Origin of the sequence: Tardiphaga sp. 37S4, assembly GCF_021044645.1 — a bacterium.
GTDB lineage: Bacteria > Pseudomonadota > Alphaproteobacteria > Rhizobiales > Xanthobacteraceae > Tardiphaga > Tardiphaga robiniae.
In genome coordinates this window covers 5,494,623-5,512,550 of the sequence record NZ_CP088008.1, presented here as the reverse complement: position 1 = coordinate 5,512,550, position 17,928 = coordinate 5,494,623, and the positions used below count along the sequence as shown (strand labels likewise).

At 61.5% G+C, this 17,928-nt stretch carries 17 protein-coding genes; 8 read left to right on the top strand and 9 right to left on the bottom strand.

Translation table 11 applies throughout. The features are described 5' to 3' along the window. Window positions 1–10: 10 nt before the first annotated feature. Window positions 11–541, top strand: coding sequence for a hypothetical protein (locus LPB73_RS26175; protein ID WP_231078684.1), 531 nt, complete (start codon window positions 11–13; stop codon window positions 539–541). Window positions 542–568: 27 nt separating this feature from the next. Continuing rightward, entirely contained in the window at window positions 569–1,462 is an 894-nt protein-coding gene (locus tag LPB73_RS26170; protein ID WP_231081254.1) for an alpha/beta fold hydrolase, read from the top strand. A gap of 4 nt (window positions 1,463–1,466) precedes the next feature. Here LPB73_RS26170 and LPB73_RS26165 read toward each other — a convergent pair whose 3' ends face one another. The 3 genes from LPB73_RS26165 to LPB73_RS26155 form a co-directional block, all read right to left on the bottom strand. Beyond that, window positions 1,467–2,057, bottom strand: a complete 591-nt coding sequence (locus LPB73_RS26165; RefSeq protein WP_068730131.1) for a DUF4337 domain-containing protein — start codon at window positions 2,055–2,057, stop codon at window positions 1,467–1,469. 103 nt (window positions 2,058–2,160) lie between these two features. After that, a complete protein-coding gene (locus LPB73_RS26160) occupies window positions 2,161–3,159 on the bottom strand; it encodes a tyrosine recombinase XerC (RefSeq protein ID WP_231078683.1) in 999 nt (332 codons plus the stop codon). Between the two features lie 84 nt (window positions 3,160–3,243). Next, entirely contained in the window at window positions 3,244–3,876 is a 633-nt protein-coding gene (locus tag LPB73_RS26155) for a carboxymuconolactone decarboxylase family protein (RefSeq protein WP_231078682.1), read from the bottom strand. Window positions 3,877–4,020: 144 nt separating this feature from the next. On the opposite strand from LPB73_RS26155, the gene LPB73_RS26150 reads away from it, so the two are divergent. Continuing rightward, window positions 4,021–6,219, top strand: a complete 2,199-nt coding sequence (locus LPB73_RS26150; protein WP_231078681.1) for a primosomal protein N' — start codon at window positions 4,021–4,023, stop codon at window positions 6,217–6,219. 126 nt (window positions 6,220–6,345) lie between these two features. On the opposite strand, the gene LPB73_RS26145 is transcribed toward LPB73_RS26150, so the two are convergent. Continuing rightward, window positions 6,346–6,837: a septal ring lytic transglycosylase RlpA family protein gene (locus LPB73_RS26145; protein WP_089263249.1), complete on the bottom strand. Its 492-nt coding sequence runs from the start codon at window positions 6,835–6,837 to the stop codon at window positions 6,346–6,348. A 694-nt stretch (window positions 6,838–7,531) separates the two neighbouring features. On the opposite strand from LPB73_RS26145, the gene LPB73_RS26140 reads away from it, so the two are divergent. The 5 genes from LPB73_RS26140 (at window position 7,532) to LPB73_RS26120 (ending at window position 12,671) form a co-directional block, all read left to right on the top strand. Further along, window positions 7,532–8,092, top strand: coding sequence for a F0F1 ATP synthase subunit delta (locus LPB73_RS26140; protein WP_089263247.1), 561 nt, complete (start codon window positions 7,532–7,534; stop codon window positions 8,090–8,092). Continuing rightward, the gene (atpA, locus tag LPB73_RS26135) at window positions 8,092–9,627 is read left to right on the top strand and encodes a F0F1 ATP synthase subunit alpha (RefSeq protein WP_068730144.1); all 1,536 of its coding nucleotides are present in this window, start codon (window positions 8,092–8,094) and stop codon (window positions 9,625–9,627) included. Before LPB73_RS26140 ends, atpA begins: the two co-directional genes overlap by 1 nt. 121 nt (window positions 9,628–9,748) lie before the next feature. Then, complete coding sequence (locus tag LPB73_RS26130; protein WP_068730146.1) at window positions 9,749–10,624, top strand: F0F1 ATP synthase subunit gamma; 876 nt, start codon at window positions 9,749–9,751, stop codon at window positions 10,622–10,624. A gap of 76 nt (window positions 10,625–10,700) precedes the next feature. Beyond that, window positions 10,701–12,143, top strand: coding sequence for a F0F1 ATP synthase subunit beta (atpD, locus tag LPB73_RS26125; RefSeq protein ID WP_089263243.1), 1,443 nt, complete (start codon window positions 10,701–10,703; stop codon window positions 12,141–12,143). Window positions 12,144–12,263: 120 nt separating this feature from the next. Further along, window positions 12,264–12,671 carry a F0F1 ATP synthase subunit epsilon gene (locus tag LPB73_RS26120; protein WP_089263241.1) on the top strand — a complete coding sequence of 136 codons (408 nt, stop codon included), beginning with the start codon at window positions 12,264–12,266 and terminating at the stop codon, window positions 12,669–12,671. A gap of 43 nt (window positions 12,672–12,714) precedes the next feature. Here the strand turns inward: LPB73_RS26120 and LPB73_RS26115 are convergent, their stop codons facing one another. The 5 genes from LPB73_RS26115 to LPB73_RS26095 all read right to left on the bottom strand — a co-directional run bounded on the left by LPB73_RS26115 (window position 12,715) and on the right by LPB73_RS26095 (window position 17,857). Beyond that, a complete protein-coding gene (locus tag LPB73_RS26115; RefSeq protein WP_093757758.1) occupies window positions 12,715–13,209 on the bottom strand; it encodes an RNA pyrophosphohydrolase in 495 nt (164 codons plus the stop codon). Between the two features lie 7 nt (window positions 13,210–13,216). Then, complete coding sequence (locus LPB73_RS26110; protein ID WP_068730156.1) at window positions 13,217–13,720, bottom strand: RNA pyrophosphohydrolase; 504 nt, start codon at window positions 13,718–13,720, stop codon at window positions 13,217–13,219. Window positions 13,721–13,825: 105 nt separating this feature from the next. Next, on the bottom strand, window positions 13,826–15,034 hold the full coding sequence (locus LPB73_RS26105) for a divergent polysaccharide deacetylase family protein (protein ID WP_231078680.1): 1,209 nt from the start codon (window positions 15,032–15,034) through the stop codon (window positions 13,826–13,828). Window positions 15,035–15,179: 145 nt separating this feature from the next. Beyond that, window positions 15,180–16,556: a S41 family peptidase gene (locus tag LPB73_RS26100; protein ID WP_120287632.1), complete on the bottom strand. Its 1,377-nt coding sequence runs from the start codon at window positions 16,554–16,556 to the stop codon at window positions 15,180–15,182. Beyond that, the gene (locus tag LPB73_RS26095; RefSeq protein WP_374725622.1) at window positions 16,553–17,857 is read right to left on the bottom strand and encodes a murein hydrolase activator EnvC family protein; all 1,305 of its coding nucleotides are present in this window, start codon (window positions 17,855–17,857) and stop codon (window positions 16,553–16,555) included. Before LPB73_RS26095 ends, LPB73_RS26100 begins: the two co-directional genes overlap by 4 nt. Between the last annotated feature and the right edge of the window lie 71 nt (window positions 17,858–17,928).

Sequence of the window (17,928 nt, the reverse complement as noted above, 5' to 3'; positions counted from 1 at the left end):
GACGAACACCATGATGCGACGCGTGCTGCAGCCGCTGTGGTTCTTCCTCGCTTTGATCTTCCTGATCGAAGCGTGGCTGTGGGATCATCTCGAACCGGTCGTCGCGCGCATCGTTGCAGCGATACCGCTGCGCGCATTCAAGGAATGGCTGGCCGCGCGAATCGCGCGGCTGTCGCCAATGTTGACGCTGGTCGTGTTTGTTGTTCCGGCGATCCTGCTGTTTCCGTTGAAACTGGCCGGCGCCTGGCTGCTTATGCATCAGTATTGGATCAGCGCTTTCACGCTCATCGTATTCAGCAAGTTTCTCGGCGTCGGCGTCGCCGCGTTCATCTTCGATGTGACACGGCCGAAGCTGTTGCAGATGAACTGGTTTCGGAAGCTCTACGAATTCGTTCTCGACATCCGCCGCCGGGCCGGCGAATTGGTCGCGCCTGTGACGGCAAGAATCAAGGCGACGATGGCGATGTTCCGCTCCAATTCATCGTCGCGTTGGATGCGGCTGGTACAACGGCTGCGTCATCGGGCGCATTCGGCACGGTAGATCGAACGGGAGAACGACTTGGCTGAACTGGCACGCATCCAAACTCCCCTTCTCGATATTGCTTATGAACATAGCGGACCGAATGACGGCCTACCCGTCCTGCTGATGCATGGTTTTCCCTATGACATCAGAGGCTATGACGACGCGGTCGACATCATCAACGCTGCCGGCTTTCGTACCATCGTGCCCTATCTGCGTGGCTATGGGCCAACGCGGTTTCTTTCCAGTGCGACCATCCGCTCGGGGCAACAGGCTGCGCTCGGACAGGATCTGCTGGAGCTGATGGACGCGCTGCGTATCGGCAAGGCTGTTGTCGCAGGCTATGACTGGGGCGGCCGCGCGGCCTGCGTCGTCTCTGCGCTATGGCCCGAACGCGTACACGGTCTCGTCAGTTGCACCGGCTACAACATCCAGGACCTGACGAATGCGGCGCGGCCATCCGCTCCCGAGCAGGAAGCGCGACAGTGGTATCAGTATTATTTCCATACCGAACGCGGCCGCAACGGCCTGATCCAGAACCGCGACGCACTAGCCAAACTGCTCTGGAAGATGTGGTCGCCCAGCTGGGCGTTCGACGACGCCACATTCGAGCGCTCGGCATCGGCCTTCGACAACGATGACTTCGTTGATGTGGTCGTGCATTCCTACATGCACCGTACCGGCAGTGTTGCCGGCGATCCAAATTATGCTTTTCTGGAGACCCAGCTTGCGGCGCAGCCGAAGATCGATGTCCCGACTATCGTTCTGCATGGCGCTGACGATGGCGTTGGACCAGTAAAGAATTCCGAGAATCACGGCCAGTATTTTACGGGCCCTTACGAGCGCCGCGTCATCGCGGGCGTTGGCCACAATGTACCGCAGGAAGCGCCCAAGGCGTTTGCCGAAGCGGTCCTGCAGCTATGCCGGACCGCTTCGGCTTAAGTCGTTACATGAGATGAACCGCATGCGGCGCAAACAGGCCAATCGCCGTGAAGGCGACGCCGGCAATCGCCAGTGCACCTGATACCCAGGCCAGCGCGATCATGCCGGTGATGATCGTGGCCGATGCCAGCACAATGCCGATCTGGAATGCGGCGGAGGCCACTTCATAGTGATGATAACGCGCCATTGCGAGGTCGCGCGCATGCTCGGCTTCCTTGGCACGGGCGGCGAGCTGTTCGGAGCCTTCGCCGGTCTCCGGCTCGGAGCGATAACGATCCGCGGTCTTCTTCCAGTCGTCGATCTGCTTGGACAGTGCGGCCTTGGCGGCATCGTCACCCATCAGCCCAAGGCTGAGCCTGGCCTGGTCCGATGTCGCCTGAACGACGGTGCGGCGGATGCTTTTGGCCTGGAAGAACGCCCAGAGGTTGGATGCCTCGACGTTCTTGCTGATAGATTCGGTTTGCGCACCCTTGCCGAGGGTTTCCGAGAACGCCAGAAACAGCGCGATCACAGCAATCAGCAGTGCAATATTCTTGTTCGAGCCGGACGCATGCTCGGCATGCTCCGCGTGCTCCATACTTTCGTGCGCGCCCATCGTAATCCCCTCCGGTTGGTCGATGTGTCGATTTGACCGAACCGCGGCGACTTCGCAAGGGGCAGCTCATGACACTTCTACTACAGCTGGGGTTTGCCTGGCCCTACGCTCGCGGGTGTGCTGTCTTGTAGACCTCGAACAACCGCTCGGTGTCGATGCCGGTATAGATCTGTGTGGTCGACAGCGAGGCGTGGCCGAGCAATTCCTGGATCGCGCGGAGGTCACCACCGCGAGTCAGCAGATGGGTGGCAAAGGAATGGCGCAGCGCGTGCGGCGTGGCGCTGTCGGGCAGGCCGAGCGCGCCGCGCATCCGCTCCATGGTCAACTGGATGATCCGGGGACTGAGCGGGCCGCCCCGCGCGCCAACAAACATCGGTCCTTCGGCAGACAGCGGGTGCGGACACTGCGCCGCATAGTCGGCGATGAGCTCCAGCACATTCTGCAACACGGGTACCATGCGGGTCTTGTTGCCTTTGCCATTGACGATCAGTACGTCACCGGCACCGGGTGCCGGCACATCACGGCGCGACAGACCAAGGGCTTCGGAGATACGCAAGCCCGAACCATACAGCAATGCCATGACTGCGGCGTCGCGCGCCCAGATCCACGGATCGCGGTTTTCGCCGGCCCGTTCATCCGCATCGGCCAGGCGTTTGGCCGAGACCATCTGCAACGGCTTCGGCAGGCTCTTGCCGATTTTGGGCGCGCGTATCGCTGACAGCGCACCGACATTGCCCTTGCCTTCGCGCTCTAGAAAACGACCGAATGACCGTAGACCGGCCAGCGCGCGCATCAGCGAGCGGCCGCCGATATCATCGCCGCGCCGCGCCGCCATGAAGGCACGGACATCGCTGGTCTCCAGCTTGGCGAAACGCGGCAGCGAGACGAGCGCGCCCCAGTGTTCGGCGAGAAATGTCAGAAACTGCCGGACGTCGCGCGCATAGGCTTCGAGCGTCTTTGGCGACAGCCGCCGCTCGGCGCGGAGATGTGACAGCCACCGCGTCATCTGCAGCGAGACGTCGGCATCCGCACAGATGAGGTCGATCGGCGCCGGCCCACCTGATTTGGCTTCGGCTGGTTTCTTGTCGGAAAGCTTGGCCATCGGGATGCCTTGCAGTTCGCGGTACGCGAACGGGCGGAGATTATCACACCCTGCTCGTTTCACTTTGGTGAACCGCCGGCATCGTCAATCCGGGAACCGCTTCAGGGGCTCCGCGACACCGGTCGGGAGGCCTGTTCGCGCTGCATTCATGGCCATGGCCAGGAAGGTGTAATAGCCATTGATCCCAAGCAGATCGATGACGCCCTGCTCGCCGAATTTGGCGACGGCCTTGTTCCAGGTCGGATCACTCACGCGTTTGGTGCGCTGGATCTCGATCGACATGTCGTAGGCGGCCTCTTCGTCCTCGGCCATGCCAACAGGACGCCGGCCATCGGCAATCGCATCGGCGATGTCGTTGCGCAGGCCGGCTTTGACCGCGATGTCATAATGCGCAACCCACTCATATTGCTGGGTCCATTCGCGTGCGGTGATCAAGATGATCATTTCGCTGAGCCGCGGCGCCAGTGCGCTCTTGAACCTGAGATGATCGCCCATCGCCTTGGCGCGCAGCATGACTTCCGGGCTGCGAATTAGCGGCACGAAGGGGCCTCGGACTTCATAGCCCCGGCCGCCGGAGAACTCCTCGGCAGCTTTCTTCTGCGCGTCGGTGTATTTGTCGGCCGGGATCGGCGGCATCCGGTCCTGTGCCCGTGCGGGGATGGCGGTAACTGACAGCACGAGAAGTGAGGCTAGAGTCCCGGCGAGCTTGTGGCGCATGATGTTTCTCCCTGCGGGTTCTTGTTCTTGTTTCATTGTCGTGGCGGCCGATCGGTCATAAGACCGGCCATCCGGCGGACACTGGTCCGGACCGCACCGCGAGCTTAGGTTAGCGGATACCCCAATTCGAGTCTGATTCCGCCGATGGACGAAGCTGCGCGCACCAAAACATCGTCTGGCGTCGTTGACGTGCTGGTGCCGGTCGCGCTGAACCAGGCTTATTCCTATCGCGTGCCCCGTGGCCTCGACCTGCAGCCCGGCGATGTCGTCAGCGTACCGCTCGGCGCCCGCGAGGTGATCGGCGTGGTCTGGGCAGAAAATGCCAATCCCGACCCCCGCCTGCACAATCGCCTGAAAGAGGTTGGCGAGAAATTCGATGTCCCCCCGCTGAAGCAGGAATTGCGCAGCCTGGTCGACTGGGTGGCGAATTACACTTTGTCCGCGCGCGGCATGGTCATGAAGATGACTCTGCGGATGGGCGAGCACCTCGGCCCGGAGCGGGTGCGCATGGGCGTCCGCCTGGTCGGCGAAGTGCCCAAGCGCATGACCTCGGCACGCGCACGGCTGATCGAGATCCTGTCGGACGGCCTGCTGCACGCGAAGTCTGAGGCAGCCAAGGAGGCCGGCGTCAGCGCAGGCGTAATCGACGGCCTCGTCGATGAAGGCACGCTTGCTATTGAAGCCATGCCCCGCGCGCTACCGCCGCCAGCGCCTGATCCCACCTTCGCCGAACCGGACTTTTCAAACGATCAGGCCGTCGCGGCCGAAGCGATGCGGACCTTCGCCGCCAAGGGGGATTTTCACGCCGCTTTGCTCGACGGCGTCACCGGCTCCGGCAAGACCGAGGTCTATTTCGAGGCGGTTGCCGAGGTGATCAGGCGCGGCGAACAGGTGCTGATCCTGATGCCCGAAATTGCGCTGACGGGGCAATTCCTGGAGCGCTTCTCAAAACGCTTCGGCGTGCGGCCGCTGGAGTGGCATTCCGAACTGACACCGCGCACCCGCGCGCGCAACTGGGCGTCTATCGCCAATGGCGAGGCCCATGTCATCGTCGGCGCCCGCTCGGCACTGTTTCTGCCCTATGCGAAACTCGGCCTGATCATCGTCGATGAAGAACATGACCAGGCCTACAAGCAGGACGAAGGCGCGCATTACCACGCCCGTGACATGGCGGTGGTGCGCGCATCGATCGCGAAGATTCCTATCGTGCTCGCTTCTGCCACGCCATCGGTCGAGTCCGAGGTCAACGCGCGCAAAGGCCGCTATCAGCGCATCGCGCTGCCATCGCGCTTCGGCGGCCAGCATATGCCGCATATCGAAGCCATCGACCTGCGCCGCGAAGGGCCGATGCGCGGCCGCTTCATCGCACCGCGCCTCGCCGGGAAAATCCAGATCGCCATCGAGCGCAAGGAACAGGCGTTGCTCTTCCTCAATCGCCGGGGTTATGCGCCGCTGACGCTATGCCGCGGCTGCGGACATCGCTTCGCTTGCACGATCTGCGATGCCTGGCTGGTCGATCATCGCTTTCGCCAGCGGCTGGTATGTCACCACTGCGGCTTCTCGATGCACCGTCCACATCAGTGTCCCCATTGTCAGGCCGAAGAATCGCTGGTCGCCGTCGGGCCGGGCGTCGAGCGGCTGCAAGAGGAAGCGGCGAGCCTGTTTCCGGATGCACGCACCATGGTGCTGTCGAGCGATCTTATTACGTCGATCGATGCGATGCGCACGGAGCTGGCCGAGATCGCAGAGGGCCGTGTCGATGTCATCATTGGCACGCAACTCGTGGCCAAGGGTCATAACTTCCCGCGGCTCAATCTGGTCGGCGTCATCGACGCCGATCTGGGCCTCGGTAATGGCGATCCGCGCGCCGCGGAGCGCACCTATCAGATGCTCAATCAGGTCATCGGCCGCGCCGGACGTGAACAGGGCCGCGGCATCGGCTATCTGCAGACCCATCAGCCGGAACATCCGGTGATGAAGGCGCTGATCGCAAACGACCGCGAAGCGTTTTACGCCAGCGAGATCGAGGCCCGCGAGCGCGCGGGCTATCCACCCTTCGGTCGACTGGCGAGCCTGATCATCTCAGGCGGCGACCGGCCAACCACGGAGGGCTATGCGCGCAAGCTCGCCGCCGTAGCACCGATCGACGAGCGCATCATGGTGCTCGGCCCCGCCGAAGCACCGCTCGCCGTGATCAAAGGCCGCTATCGTTTTCGCCTGCTGGTGAAGTCAGCCCGCAATGTCGATCTGTCGCACTATCTCCGCGACTGGCTCGCGCATGGGCCAAAGACGACCGGCAATCTCAAGCTCGAAGTAGATGTCGATCCGCAAAGCTTTCTGTAAGCAACGCCCATGTGACAGATCAAAGAAAAGCCTGCTGTCATTACTGACAACAGGCTTTTACTGAACGCGAACACAACGCAACGCTTACTAAACTTGAGAGATCAGTATCGTAGCACGTCTCTGCGCTTACATGACTTCCGCAACGACACGGCCGACACCACGGCCGGTCAGACCGATCGCACTCGCTGCGCCCTTGGACAGGTCGAGCACCCGGCCACGGATGAACGGGCCACGATCGTTGACGGTGACGACAACGCTGCGACCGCCGTGGGTGACGCGGAGCTTGGTGCCGAACGGCAGCGAACGATGCGCGGCGGTCATCGCATTCTGATTGAAGCGCTGACCCGACGCAGTGCGGCTGCCGGACTCATTGCCGTAATAGGACGCAACACCCGAGAAGCTGCGGCCGCCGGTCGAAGGCGCGATCGACGCATTGGCATCGAACAGCGACGGCGAAGCTTTGGCGACGTGATGGTGCTTGTGGTGATGGCGATGGTGCCGGGATTTGGCCGAAGCCTCAGAAACCGTTCCCCCGAGAACAAGAGCGGCAGTCATGACAGCGATTGCCGTACGCGGCCGGGCGATAGCGCCCAGCGTCGATTTTCCGTAACGCAGCATAAGTTGTTGTCCCTCAGACAGTATTGCCACAAATGTGGCAAGTGGACCCCCGTCCCAATTTCATTGGCTGAGCGTTTGACGACGTAATGAGGCGTAAAATAGGCAACGCAATCGTTCCATGACCAGATGAAATATCTTGTGATGGAACAGAACATGCCTAATGAGCCGCTTTAATGAATTTTTAACTATTAAATATACTACATATTACATAACTATACTGAATAGCTAAGTGATCGCCGTGCATGGATAGCATTCGGTAAGTAAATGTTAAGCAGTCCGAAACGGTGACATGAAACGCGCACGCCGCGCTGCCCGCCGCGATTTCAATTGCCGACTCACGGCACTCGACGTTGCGTGATTCAAAAGAATCGGCACCGTGTACCGTCATGCGGAATAAGAAATTCCGCCTCGGAGATGGACGATGAAACACTCCGTCAGCGACCCGATTGGCGCGTCACATCTCCCTGAAATGATTCTTTGCGAGGGCCTGCGACAAGGCATCATCAAACGCTTTCGTCGCGTTGCACCAGCGCGCGGGCTATGTTAGCAAAGCCGCGATTTGAACGGGTCACGACATTTTGTTGTGACCTAAAAATCGAAGTCCCGCTTGAATTCCAAGGACTTGGATCGCTAGGCGCCACATTCAGGCGATAGTTATTCCCTTGCGAGTTTGACAGCCTGAAGAGCGCAATTCGTGGCAACACAAGATCCGTCGGTTTCGGGAATGTCCGGTCGTTATGCAACGGCTCTGTTTGAGCTGGCGCGTGACGAAAAGTCCGTCGATGCGGTGAAGGCCGATCTCGACAAATTCGCAGCGATGCTGGCCGACAGCGCCGACCTGGCGCGACTGGTTCGCAGCCCGGTGTTCTCTGCCGAGATTCAGGGCAAGGCCCTCGCTTCGGTTCTGGAGAAAGCCGGAATTACCGGCATCACCGCCAACTTCCTCAAGGTCCTCACCGCCAACCGCCGCCTGTTCGCCATTGGTGACGTGGCGCGCGGCTTCAATGCGCTGGTCGCCAAGTTTAAGGGCGAAGCTACGGCTGACGTCACCGTCGCCGAGCCGCTCAGTGACAAGAATCTCGACGCTCTCAAGACCGCGCTGAAGTCAGTGACGGGCAAGGACGTCGCGCTCAACGTGAAAGTCGATCCGTCCATCATCGGCGGGCTTGTCGTCAAGCTCGGCAGCCGCATGGTGGACAGCTCGCTTCGCACCAAACTCAACTCGATCAAGCACTCGATGAAAGAGGCAGGCTGATGGACATCCGCGCCGCAGAAATTTCCGCGATCCTCAAAGACCAGATCAAGAATTTCGGCCAGGAAGCTGAAGTTTCCGAAGTCGGACAGGTGTTGTCCGTCGGCGACGGCATTGCCCGCGTCTACGGCCTCGACAACGTCCAGGCCGGCGAAATGGTCGAATTCGAGAACGGCACCCGCGGTATGGCGCTGAACCTCGAAACCGACAACGTCGGTGTCGTTATTTTCGGCGCTGACCGCGAAATTAAGGAAGGCCAGACTGTTAAGCGCACCCGTTCGATCGTGGACGCGCCGGTTGGCAAGGGTCTGCTCGGCCGCGTGGTCGACGCGCTCGGCAATCCGATCGATGGCAAGGGTCCGATCCAGGCCGACAAGCGTATGCGCGTCGACGTCAAGGCACCGGGCATCATTCCGCGCAAGTCGGTCAACGAGCCGATGGCAACCGGCCTGAAGTCGGTCGACGCTCTGATCCCGGTCGGCCGTGGCCAGCGCGAGCTGATCATCGGTGACCGTCAGACCGGCAAGACCGCAATCGCGCTCGACACCATTCTGAACCAGAAGTCGCTGAACGTTGCTGGCGCTCCCGAGAGCCAGAAGCTGTACTGCGTGTACGTCGCCGTTGGTCAGAAGCGTTCGACCGTCGCCCAATTCGTGAAGGTGCTCGAAGAGCAGGGCGCGATGGAATACTCCGTCGTGGTCGCCGCGACCGCTTCAGATCCGGCTCCGATGCAGTACATCGCGCCGTTCACCGGCTGCACGATCGGCGAATTCTTCCGCGACAACGGCATGCACGCCGTCATCATCTATGACGATCTCTCGAAGCAGGCCGTCGCTTACCGCCAGATGTCACTGCTGCTGCGTCGTCCGCCGGGCCGCGAAGCCTATCCGGGCGACGTGTTCTATCTTCACTCTCGTCTGCTCGAACGCGCTGCGAAGCTCAATGATTCCCAGGGCAATGGTTCACTGACGGCGCTGCCGGTCATCGAAACCCAGGCCAACGACGTGTCCGCCTACATTCCGACCAACGTGATTTCGATCACTGACGGTCAGATCTTCCTTGAAACCGATCTGTTCTTCCAGGGCATCCGTCCTGCCGTGAACGTCGGTCTGTCGGTGTCGCGCGTCGGCTCCGCCGCGCAGACCAAGGCGATGAAGAAGGTCGCCGGCAAGATCAAGGGTGAGCTCGCGCAGTACCGCGAAATGGCGGCCTTTGCGCAGTTCGGCTCCGACCTCGACGCGTCGACCCAGCGTCTGCTGAACCGCGGCGCGCGTCTGACCGAACTCCTGAAGCAGCCGCAGTTCTCGCCGCTGAAGATGGAAGAGCAGGTTTGCGTGATCTGGGCCGGCACCAACGGCTATCTCGACACTCTGCCGATCGCCAAGGTTCGGGGCTTCGAAGACGGTCTTCTGTCGCTGCTGCGCGGCAAGAACGTTGAGATCCTCAACGCGATCCGCGACAGCCGCGATCTCAAGGATGACGTCGCCGCCCAGCTCAAGGCCGTCGTCGAAGGCTTCGCGAAGACCTACGCTGCTTAATACTGTCAATGAATGGCCGGCTCCTGCCGGCCATTCGCGTTGATGTCCGGCACGAGGTCGGGCGTTTCGAACGAGAGGTTCGCGATCGGCCAAACGGCCAGATCGCCGGGGTGGACTGAGAATGGCCTCACTTAAAGACATGCGCGTCCGCATCGCCTCGACCAAGGCGACGCAGAAGATCACCAAGGCGATGCAGATGGTCGCAGCGTCGAAGCTGCGTCGTGCGCAGACCGCTGCCGAAGCTGCACGTCCTTACGCCGAGAAGATGGATACCGTGATCGCCAGCATTGCCGGCGCTACAACGGCAGGCTCCGGCCCGGCGCTGCTCGTCGGCACCGGCAAGGATCAGGTTCATCTGCTGCTGGTCTGCACCGGCGAGCGTGGCCTGTGCGGCGCTTTCAATTCCTCGATCGTCCGTCTGGCGCGCGAACGCGCATTGGCGCTGATGAACCAGGGCAAGACGGTCAAATTCTTCTGCGTTGGTCGCAAGGGCTACGAGCAACTGCGCCGGAATTTCGACAAGCAGATCGTCGGTCATCTCGAATTGCGTTCGGTGCGTCAGCTTGGCTTCGTCAATGCCAACGACATCGCCAAGAAGGTTCTCGAACTCTTCAACACTGGCGAATTCGACGTCTGCACGCTTTTCTATTCCCGCTTCAAGTCGGTGATCGCGCAAATCCCGACCGCCCAGCAGATCATTCCCTTGGTGGTCGAGGCGCCTAAAGCCGATGCCGGCCCAACGCCGAGCTACGACTACGAGCCCGCCGAAGATGAGATCCTCGACGGCCTGCTGCCGCGCAATCTTGCGGTGCAGATCTTCCGCGCTCTGCTCGAGAACAACGCTTCGTTCTATGGCGCGCAGATGAGCTCGATGGACAACGCTACGCGCAACGCCGGCGACATGATCCGCAAGCAGACATTGATCTACAACCGCACCCGCCAGGCGATGATTACGAAGGAGCTGATCGAAATCATCTCCGGCGCCGAGGCGATCTAACAACAACCTTCCGGCCTCATGGGCCGCCGTTCAAGTTTCGGACTTCCGAGTCCTTGAAGTTTATGGAGAAGTTTTCATGGCCGCATCCGCCAACCAGACCGGACGTATCACCCAGGTCATCGGCGCCGTCGTCGACGTGCAGTTCGAAGGCTACCTGCCCGCAATTCTGAACGCGATCGAAACCAAGAACGGTGGCAACCGCCTGGTTCTCGAAGTCGCCCAGCATCTCGGCGAATCGACCGTCCGCACCATCGCGATGGACACCACCGAAGGTCTGGTCCGCGGTCAGGAAGTCACCGACACTGGCTCGCCGATCCAGGTTCCAGTTGGCGTCGGCACCCTCGGCCGTATCATGAACGTGATCGGGGAGCCGATCGATGAAGGCGGTCCGATCGCTTCGGAAGGCAACCGCGCTATCCATCAGGAAGCGCCGATGTATACCGAGCAGTCCACCGAGGCTGAAATTCTCGTCACCGGCATCAAGGTCGTCGATCTGCTCGCGCCTTACGCCAAGGGCGGCAAGATCGGCCTGTTCGGCGGCGCCGGCGTCGGCAAGACGGTTCTCATTCAGGAACTGATCAATAACGTCGCGAAGGCGCACGGCGGCAACTCGGTGTTCGCCGGCGTCGGCGAGCGTACCCGCGAAGGTAACGATCTCTATCACGAGTTCATCGAGTCCAAGGTGAACGCCGATCCGCACAATCCGGATCCGGCCGTGAAGTCGAAGTGCGCTCTCGTGTTCGGCCAGATGAACGAGCCTCCGGGCGCCCGCATGCGCGTTGCTCTGTCCGGTCTGACCGTCGCCGAGCACTTCCGCGATCAGGGCCAGGACGTGCTGTTCTTTATCGACAATATCTTCCGCTTCACCCAGGCAGGTTCGGAAGTGTCGGCGCTGCTCGGCCGCATTCCTTCGGCGGTGGGTTACCAGCCAACTCTCGCGACCGACATGGGCGCGCTGCAGGAGCGTATCACCACCACGCATAAGGGTTCGATCACCTCGGTGCAGGCCATCTACGTTCCGGCCGACGACTTGACCGATCCGGCGCCTGCTACCTCGTTCGCCCATTTGGACGCGACGACCGTGCTCAACCGTGCGATTTCGGAAAAGGGCATCTACCCCGCAGTGGATCCGCTCGACTCCACCTCGCGCATGCTGTCCCCGCTGATCGTCGGCCAGGAGCACTACGAGACCGCGCGTATGGTTCAGCAGGTGCTGCAGAAGTACAAGTCGCTGCAGGACATCATCGCCATTCTCGGCATGGACGAACTGTCGGAAGAGGACAAGCTGGCCGTGGCCCGCGCCCGCAAGATCGAGCGCTTCCTGTCGCAGCCGTTCTTCGTCGCTGAAATCTTCACGGGTTCGCCGGGCAAGTTCGTCGAGCTCGCCGATACCATCAAGGGTTTCCGCGCGATCTGCGAAGGCAAGTACGATCATCTGCCGGAAGCCGCCTTCTACATGGTCGGTGCGATCGAAGAAGCCGTCGAGAAGGGCAAGAAGCTGGCTGCGGAAGCCGCTTGATCAAAGAAGATTGCCGCTGTCGGGCTCTGCCCGGCAGCGGATTGAATTGTTCCGACTGCAGATTCTGACTGATAGACCGCGGACCGTGTTCGCGGGTGACAGCCAAGAGAGTAGCTACCGATGGTCACGTTCCACTTCGATCTCGTCTCGCCGGAAAAGCTCGCTTTCACAGGCGAAGTCGAGCAGGTCGATATCCCGGGCGCCGAGGGTGATGTCGGCGTGATGGCCGGCCACGCACCTGTGGTGATTGCGTTGCGTCCGGGCATCATGACTGTCACCAACGGTGGCAAGCATGAGAAGATCATTGTGCTCGGCGGCCTTGCCGAAGTCTCGGACAAGGGCTTGACGGTTCTTGCTGACGTCGCGACGTCGATCGCCGAGCTGGACCGCGAAGCTTTCGCCAAGGACATCGCCGAGATGGAAGAGAAGCTCGCCGAGAAGGAAGGTTCCGCTCTGGACCGCGCCATCGAGCGCCTCGACCACTTCAAGGTCATCCAGCAGCACATCACCTCGACGGCGATGCACTAAGCGCTATAGCCCGGGTAGCGCTTCGTTTCGTCAGGGCTTCGCCTCAGACAAATTTCGCAAAACTCTCGGCCACGGCGCGATAGACCTCCCGCCGGAACGGCACCACGAGATCCGCGACGCGATCCAGCCGCTCCCAACGCCAGGCGTCGAATTCAGGCGGCTGGTCATTGCGCGGCGTGAGCGGATCGACTTCGGCATCATCCCCGGTGAATTTCAGTGCAAACCACTTCTGCCGTTGCCCGCGGAACTGCGCAAAGCGATGGCTGGGGTTCTCGAACGGGATGAAGTCGTAGGTCATCCAGCCGGTCTCGCCGAGATAGTCGGCATGGCTGACGCCAGTCTCTTCCCATAATTCGCGCATCACGGCGACGCGGGGATCTTCGTCGGGATCGATACCACCCTGAGGCATCTGCCATTCCAGGCCCGGCAGAATGATCTCCGGCCCGTCATCCTTGAAGCGGCGGCCGATCAGAACTTTGCCGTCGGCATTGAACAGTGCGACGCCCACATTGGGGCGATAGGGCCGGTTATCCGTCATTGCGGCGCTAGCCGTCCGCCAGACCGGCAAATTCCTTCACCACCCGCTCATAGACGGGGCGCTTGAACGGCACGATCAGCTCCGGAAGGTTCTTCATCGGCTCCCAGCGCCAATTGATGAACTCGGCCTTGTGGCCACCCGGGGGGTGCGTGACGTTGATTTCCTTGTCATCGCCGGTGAAGCGTACGGCGAACCATTTTTGCCGCTGGCCGCGATAGCGACCCTTCCAGGCCCGCCCGGCCACCGTGCGGGGAATGTCGTAGATCAACCAGTCCGGCACTTCGCCGAGCTTCTCGACCGATTGGACACTGGTTTCTTCATAGAGCTCGCGCTTGGCTGCCTCCCAGGTGTCCTCACCGGGATCGACGCCGCCCTGCGGCATCTGCCAGACATGCATGTCATCGACGTGCTCGATACCGCCGGCACGTCGGCCGATAAAGACGAGCCCTTGCGGGTTGATCAGCATCATTCCGACGCAAGTTCGATAGGGCAGGTCTTCGTAGCGCGCCATTCCGTCAATGCCTCTCGCGTCCGTTCGAGCACTCTTTACGCAGCGATTCGACCTTGCTGAATCGCAGCGATTCGGCCGTGCCGAATTCACCCTAGCCCAAAGACGCTAGCTTGATTTTGATTTCAGCATCGCGGTTGTCAATGGCACCAGCATGACCCCGCGGCTTTCAAGGGTTTTCGCCCAGGCGCTGATACGTTCGATCGAGATCGGCAGCGCCGAAGCGACGCCGACAGCCACACCCCGCTCCTTGGCCAGCCCCTCGAGCCGCGCTAGCGCCTTGTCGATGTCTGCGGAGGTCGGCACCGCGTCGATGGCAACATCGGAGCGTGCGAAGGGCATGCCCTGCCCTTCGGCGGCTGCGGCGGCAACGCTGCGCGGCGTCGAGCCATCGTCGAACAATGCAAGCCCGCGTTTGCTGGCCTCACGCGCAATGGGTTGCATCGCCGTGTCAGTGGCGATGAAGCGCGCGCCCATGAAATTGGCGACGCCGACATAGCCCTGGAAGCGGCTCATATGCCACATCATGCGATCGAGGTTCTGCTCGGCCGTAGCCGAGGACAACAGCGTCTGCGGGCCGGGATCGTTGTCGGGATAGTCGAACGGTTCCATCGGCAGCTGCAGCAGCACCTCGTGGCGCTGCGCACGGGCGCGCTCGACCAGTTTGCCGGGATCCGAGCCATAGGGCGTGAAGCCCAGCGTCACGGCCAGCGGCAGCTTCATGATGGCATCGGTGGTCTTGGCTGCACCGACGCCGAGGCCGCCAATAACGATGGAAATGCTCGGCATCTTCATCGCCCTGGCGCGCTCGGCCTCGGAGCCCGCGGCATAGGCCGTGACCGGCTTCAGCGCGCCGATGGCGATGGGCACCATGCCGTGGCGGGATTTCTCCAGCAGTTTCTGATCGATCCCCGTCATGACCGGCGGCGACACATCGGCCGCAGCGTTGTCCGACCCCTCGCTCGACACCACGATATCCTTACGGGCGCCGCTGGAGCCGTCGATGATGGTAATGGTCTTCTGGCCGGGAACCTCGGGTGCCTTGGCCGTCTCGGGCGTACCGTGCTTGACCTCGATCGGCGGCTTGGCGGCGACCTTCTGATCATCAGTCGCGGCAGGTGCCTTGATCGCTACGCGCGCTACCGGCTCGCCGCCCATCGGGTTATTATTGAAGATGGCAACACCGAGAAAACCGAGCAGCAGCAAGGCGAGGATCGTGGCAAGCGCCTGCGTTCCGGAAAAAGGCAGCCGGAACCGCCGCTTACGCGTCGATTTTTGTCCAAGCGGGGCGCTCAGATCGTCCGCCGACACTGCCATGGATCTCCCGAATCAGCCGACCGGACAATAACACGCCCGGTCGCGGCCACGGCACCCGGAAGGGCGCGGGATCACCTGGAAGGATTGCAACAAAAAGGGCGACCCGAAGGCCGCCCTTTCCGCAGAATTGATGCGTATTCGCCGATCAGTTCGGCTTGGCGGCCGCCTTATCGTCTGCTGGCTTGTCCGCAGCAGCAGCGGCTCCCGGCGGCGGCGTGATGATTGCGTTCGACGTCACCTTGATGCCGTGGAGCAAATCGGCAGCGGCCTTCAGCGCCTTGTCATTCTTGGCATCCGGCGGCACATAGGACTGCGAACCGGTCTTCTCGTCGCCATCGTTCTTCAGATGGCCGCGGAGCGAAGCCTCGCCCTTGATGTCGCGGGACTTCAGCTCATCCGGCACGTCCTGCACGATTTCGATGTCCGGGACGATACCCTTGGCCTGGATCGACTTGCCCGACGGCGTGAAGTAACGCGCCGTGGTCAGACGCAGCGCACCGTTGCCGGAGCCCAGCGGGATGATGGTCTGCACCGAGCCCTTACCGAACGAGCGCGTACCGATCGTGGTCGCACGCTTGTGATCCTGCAGCGCGCCGGCGACGATTTCCGATGCCGAAGCCGAACCGCCATTGATCAGCACGACCACCGGCTTGCCCTTGGTCAGATCGCCTGCATGCGCCGTGCGGCGCTGGGTTTCTTCAGCGTTACGACCGCGGGTCGAGACGATCTCGCCACGCTCGAGGAACGCGTCGGAAACGGTGACGGCTTCTTCAAGAAGACCGCCCGGATTGTTGCGGAGGTCGATGATGTAGCCCTTGACCTTGTCCGCGCCGATTGCCGCGGTTTGGGCCGCGATCTCGCGCTTCAGGCCTTCTGTGGTCTGCTCGTTGAAGGTCGTGATGCGGATGTAAGCGATATCGTCGCTTTCAACGCGAGCACGCACCGAGCGAACACGGATGTTGTCGCGCACGAGAGTGACGTCGAGCGGATTGTCCTGACCCTTGCGGATGATCTTCAGCTTGATCTTGGTGTTGACCGGGCCACGCATCTTCTCGACGGCCTGGTTCAGGGTGAGACCCTGCACGGCTTCCTCGTCGAGGCTGGTGATGATGTCGTTGGCCATGATACCGGCCTTCGATGCCGGGGTATCGTCGATCGGTGACACCACCTTGATCAGGCCGTCTTCCATGGTGACTTCAATGCCGAGCCCGCCGAACTCACCGCGGGTCTGCACCTGCATGTCGCGGAAGCTCTTGGCGTCCATGTAGCTGGAATGCGGATCAAGACCGGTGAGCATGCCGGAGATCGCCGACTCGACCAGCTTGCTGTCGTCGGGCTTCTCGACATAATCGCTGCGGACGCGCTCAAACACGTCGCCGAACAGGTTGAGCTGGCGGTAGGTATCCGAGGTCGCTGCGCGGGCACTGGTGCCCATGAACACGGCGCGTGGCTGAGTCACGAAGAGCGTCAAGGCGGCGCCAGTGGCAGCACTCAGCAGAATTATGGAAGTCTTGCGCATCATCCGCGAACCTTTTCGCCTTCGTTAGCGGCCCACCATGGGCCTGGATCAATGGGAGTCCCGTCTTTCCGGAACTCGATATAAAGCACAGGCTGGCTGGCATTGGCCGCAAGGACGGATGCTACCCGGGATGTTGATCCCATGACAGCGATCGGTTCCCCGGTAAGGACGAACTGACCAATGTTCACCGAAATACGCTCCATCCCGGCGATCAAGACATGATACCCGCCCCCGGCATTGAGGATCAAGAGTTGTCCATAGCTACGGAACGGACCGGAATAAACAACCCAGCCGTCACACGGTGTTGTGACCTGCGCACCCGCCCGTGCGGCCAGTGACATGCCCTTTTCGACGCCACCCACACCGTCGGAACCGCCGAAATTGCGAATTTTAACCCCGTTGACCGGAAGTGCGAGCATGCCCTTTGCCGACGCAAAGGCGATCGCCGGACTGAGCCGGCCGGGATCCTTGAAGGCGCCGATATTCGGCTTGCCGTTGCTGAGCGCCGCCGGCGTGCCCTGCAGACTGGCTGTGGCTGCCGCCTTCGCCGCCGCCTTGGAGTCCTGCTCCATCTTCGCGATCAGGCCCTGCAGACTGTCGACCTGACGGGACAACGTCAGCGCACGCGCGGCTTCCGCTTCCATGTCCTTTTCCGCAGCCGACTGCTGCTTCTGGCGCTCCTCGGTAAAGGACGCGAGGCGTGTCTGTTCTTCCTTCAGCTTGTCGCGATCGCCAGCAAGCTGATCGCGCTCGGTCGAGATCGCCTTGCGCAAATTCACGAGTTCGCTGAGGTCAGCCACCAGTTGCTCGGCGCGCGCGCGCATCTCGGGCACAACGGAGCCGAGCAGCATCGCGGTGCGCAGCGACTTCAGCGCATCTTCGGGACGCACCAGCAAAGCCGGCGGCGCACGGCGGCCGGCGCGCTGCAAGGCGGACAACACTTCGACGATTTCGCCACGGCGCGATTCCAGCGTGCCGCGGATCTTCTGCTCGCGCGCATCCAGCGGCCGCAATCGTACTTCGGCATCGTCGATCCGGGTTTCGACGCTGCGGACGCGGGCGGCAATATCGATGAGCTGCTGACTGAGCTTGCCGCGATCCTGTCCGATCGCCGCGATATCGGCTTTCAATTTCGCCTGAAGCTCCGCAGCGCTCTTCTGCTGCGCGCGGACCGCTTCAAGCTCCTGCTCGCGTTGACGAATGATATCGGGTGACGGCGCATTCGCTTGCTGGATCGGCGCAGCGGTTTGCGCACGGACCGACGTCGTCATCAAACCTGCAAGAGTCGCTGATACCAGCATCATGGATAACGACGATGCGTTCGACATCCCGCGGCGAACGGCGTCGTATTCAGATGGAATGGACCGCGGTGACA

Coding starts and splice junctions, on each gene's coding strand:
- LPB73_RS26095 (WP_374725622.1), bottom strand. CDS start 17,857: ATGATGCTGGTATCAGCGACTCTTGCAGGTTTGATGACGACGTCGGTC.
- LPB73_RS26100 (WP_120287632.1), bottom strand. CDS start 16,556: ATGATGCGCAAGACTTCCATAATTCTGCTGAGTGCTGCCACTGGCGCC.
- LPB73_RS26145 (WP_089263249.1), bottom strand. CDS start 6,837: ATGCTGCGTTACGGAAAATCGACGCTGGGCGCTATCGCCCGGCCGCGT.
- atpA (WP_068730144.1), top strand. CDS start 8,092: ATGGACATCCGCGCCGCAGAAATTTCCGCGATCCTCAAAGACCAGATC.
- LPB73_RS26155 (WP_231078682.1), bottom strand. CDS start 3,876: ATGCGCCACAAGCTCGCCGGGACTCTAGCCTCACTTCTCGTGCTGTCA.
- LPB73_RS26150 (WP_231078681.1), top strand. CDS start 4,021: ATGGACGAAGCTGCGCGCACCAAAACATCGTCTGGCGTCGTTGACGTG.
- LPB73_RS26115 (WP_093757758.1), bottom strand. CDS start 13,209: ATGACGGATAACCGGCCCTATCGCCCCAATGTGGGCGTCGCACTGTTC.
- LPB73_RS26120 (WP_089263241.1), top strand. CDS start 12,264: ATGGTCACGTTCCACTTCGATCTCGTCTCGCCGGAAAAGCTCGCTTTC.
- LPB73_RS26160 (WP_231078683.1), bottom strand. CDS start 3,159: ATGGCCAAGCTTTCCGACAAGAAACCAGCCGAAGCCAAATCAGGTGGG.
- atpD (WP_089263243.1), top strand. CDS start 10,701: ATGGCCGCATCCGCCAACCAGACCGGACGTATCACCCAGGTCATCGGC.
- LPB73_RS26105 (WP_231078680.1), bottom strand. CDS start 15,034: ATGGCAGTGTCGGCGGACGATCTGAGCGCCCCGCTTGGACAAAAATCG.
- LPB73_RS26165 (WP_068730131.1), bottom strand. CDS start 2,057: ATGGGCGCGCACGAAAGTATGGAGCACGCGGAGCATGCCGAGCATGCG.
- LPB73_RS26175 (WP_231078684.1), top strand. CDS start 11: ATGATGCGACGCGTGCTGCAGCCGCTGTGGTTCTTCCTCGCTTTGATC.
- LPB73_RS26110 (WP_068730156.1), bottom strand. CDS start 13,720: ATGGCGCGCTACGAAGACCTGCCCTATCGAACTTGCGTCGGAATGATG.
- LPB73_RS26130 (WP_068730146.1), top strand. CDS start 9,749: ATGGCCTCACTTAAAGACATGCGCGTCCGCATCGCCTCGACCAAGGCG.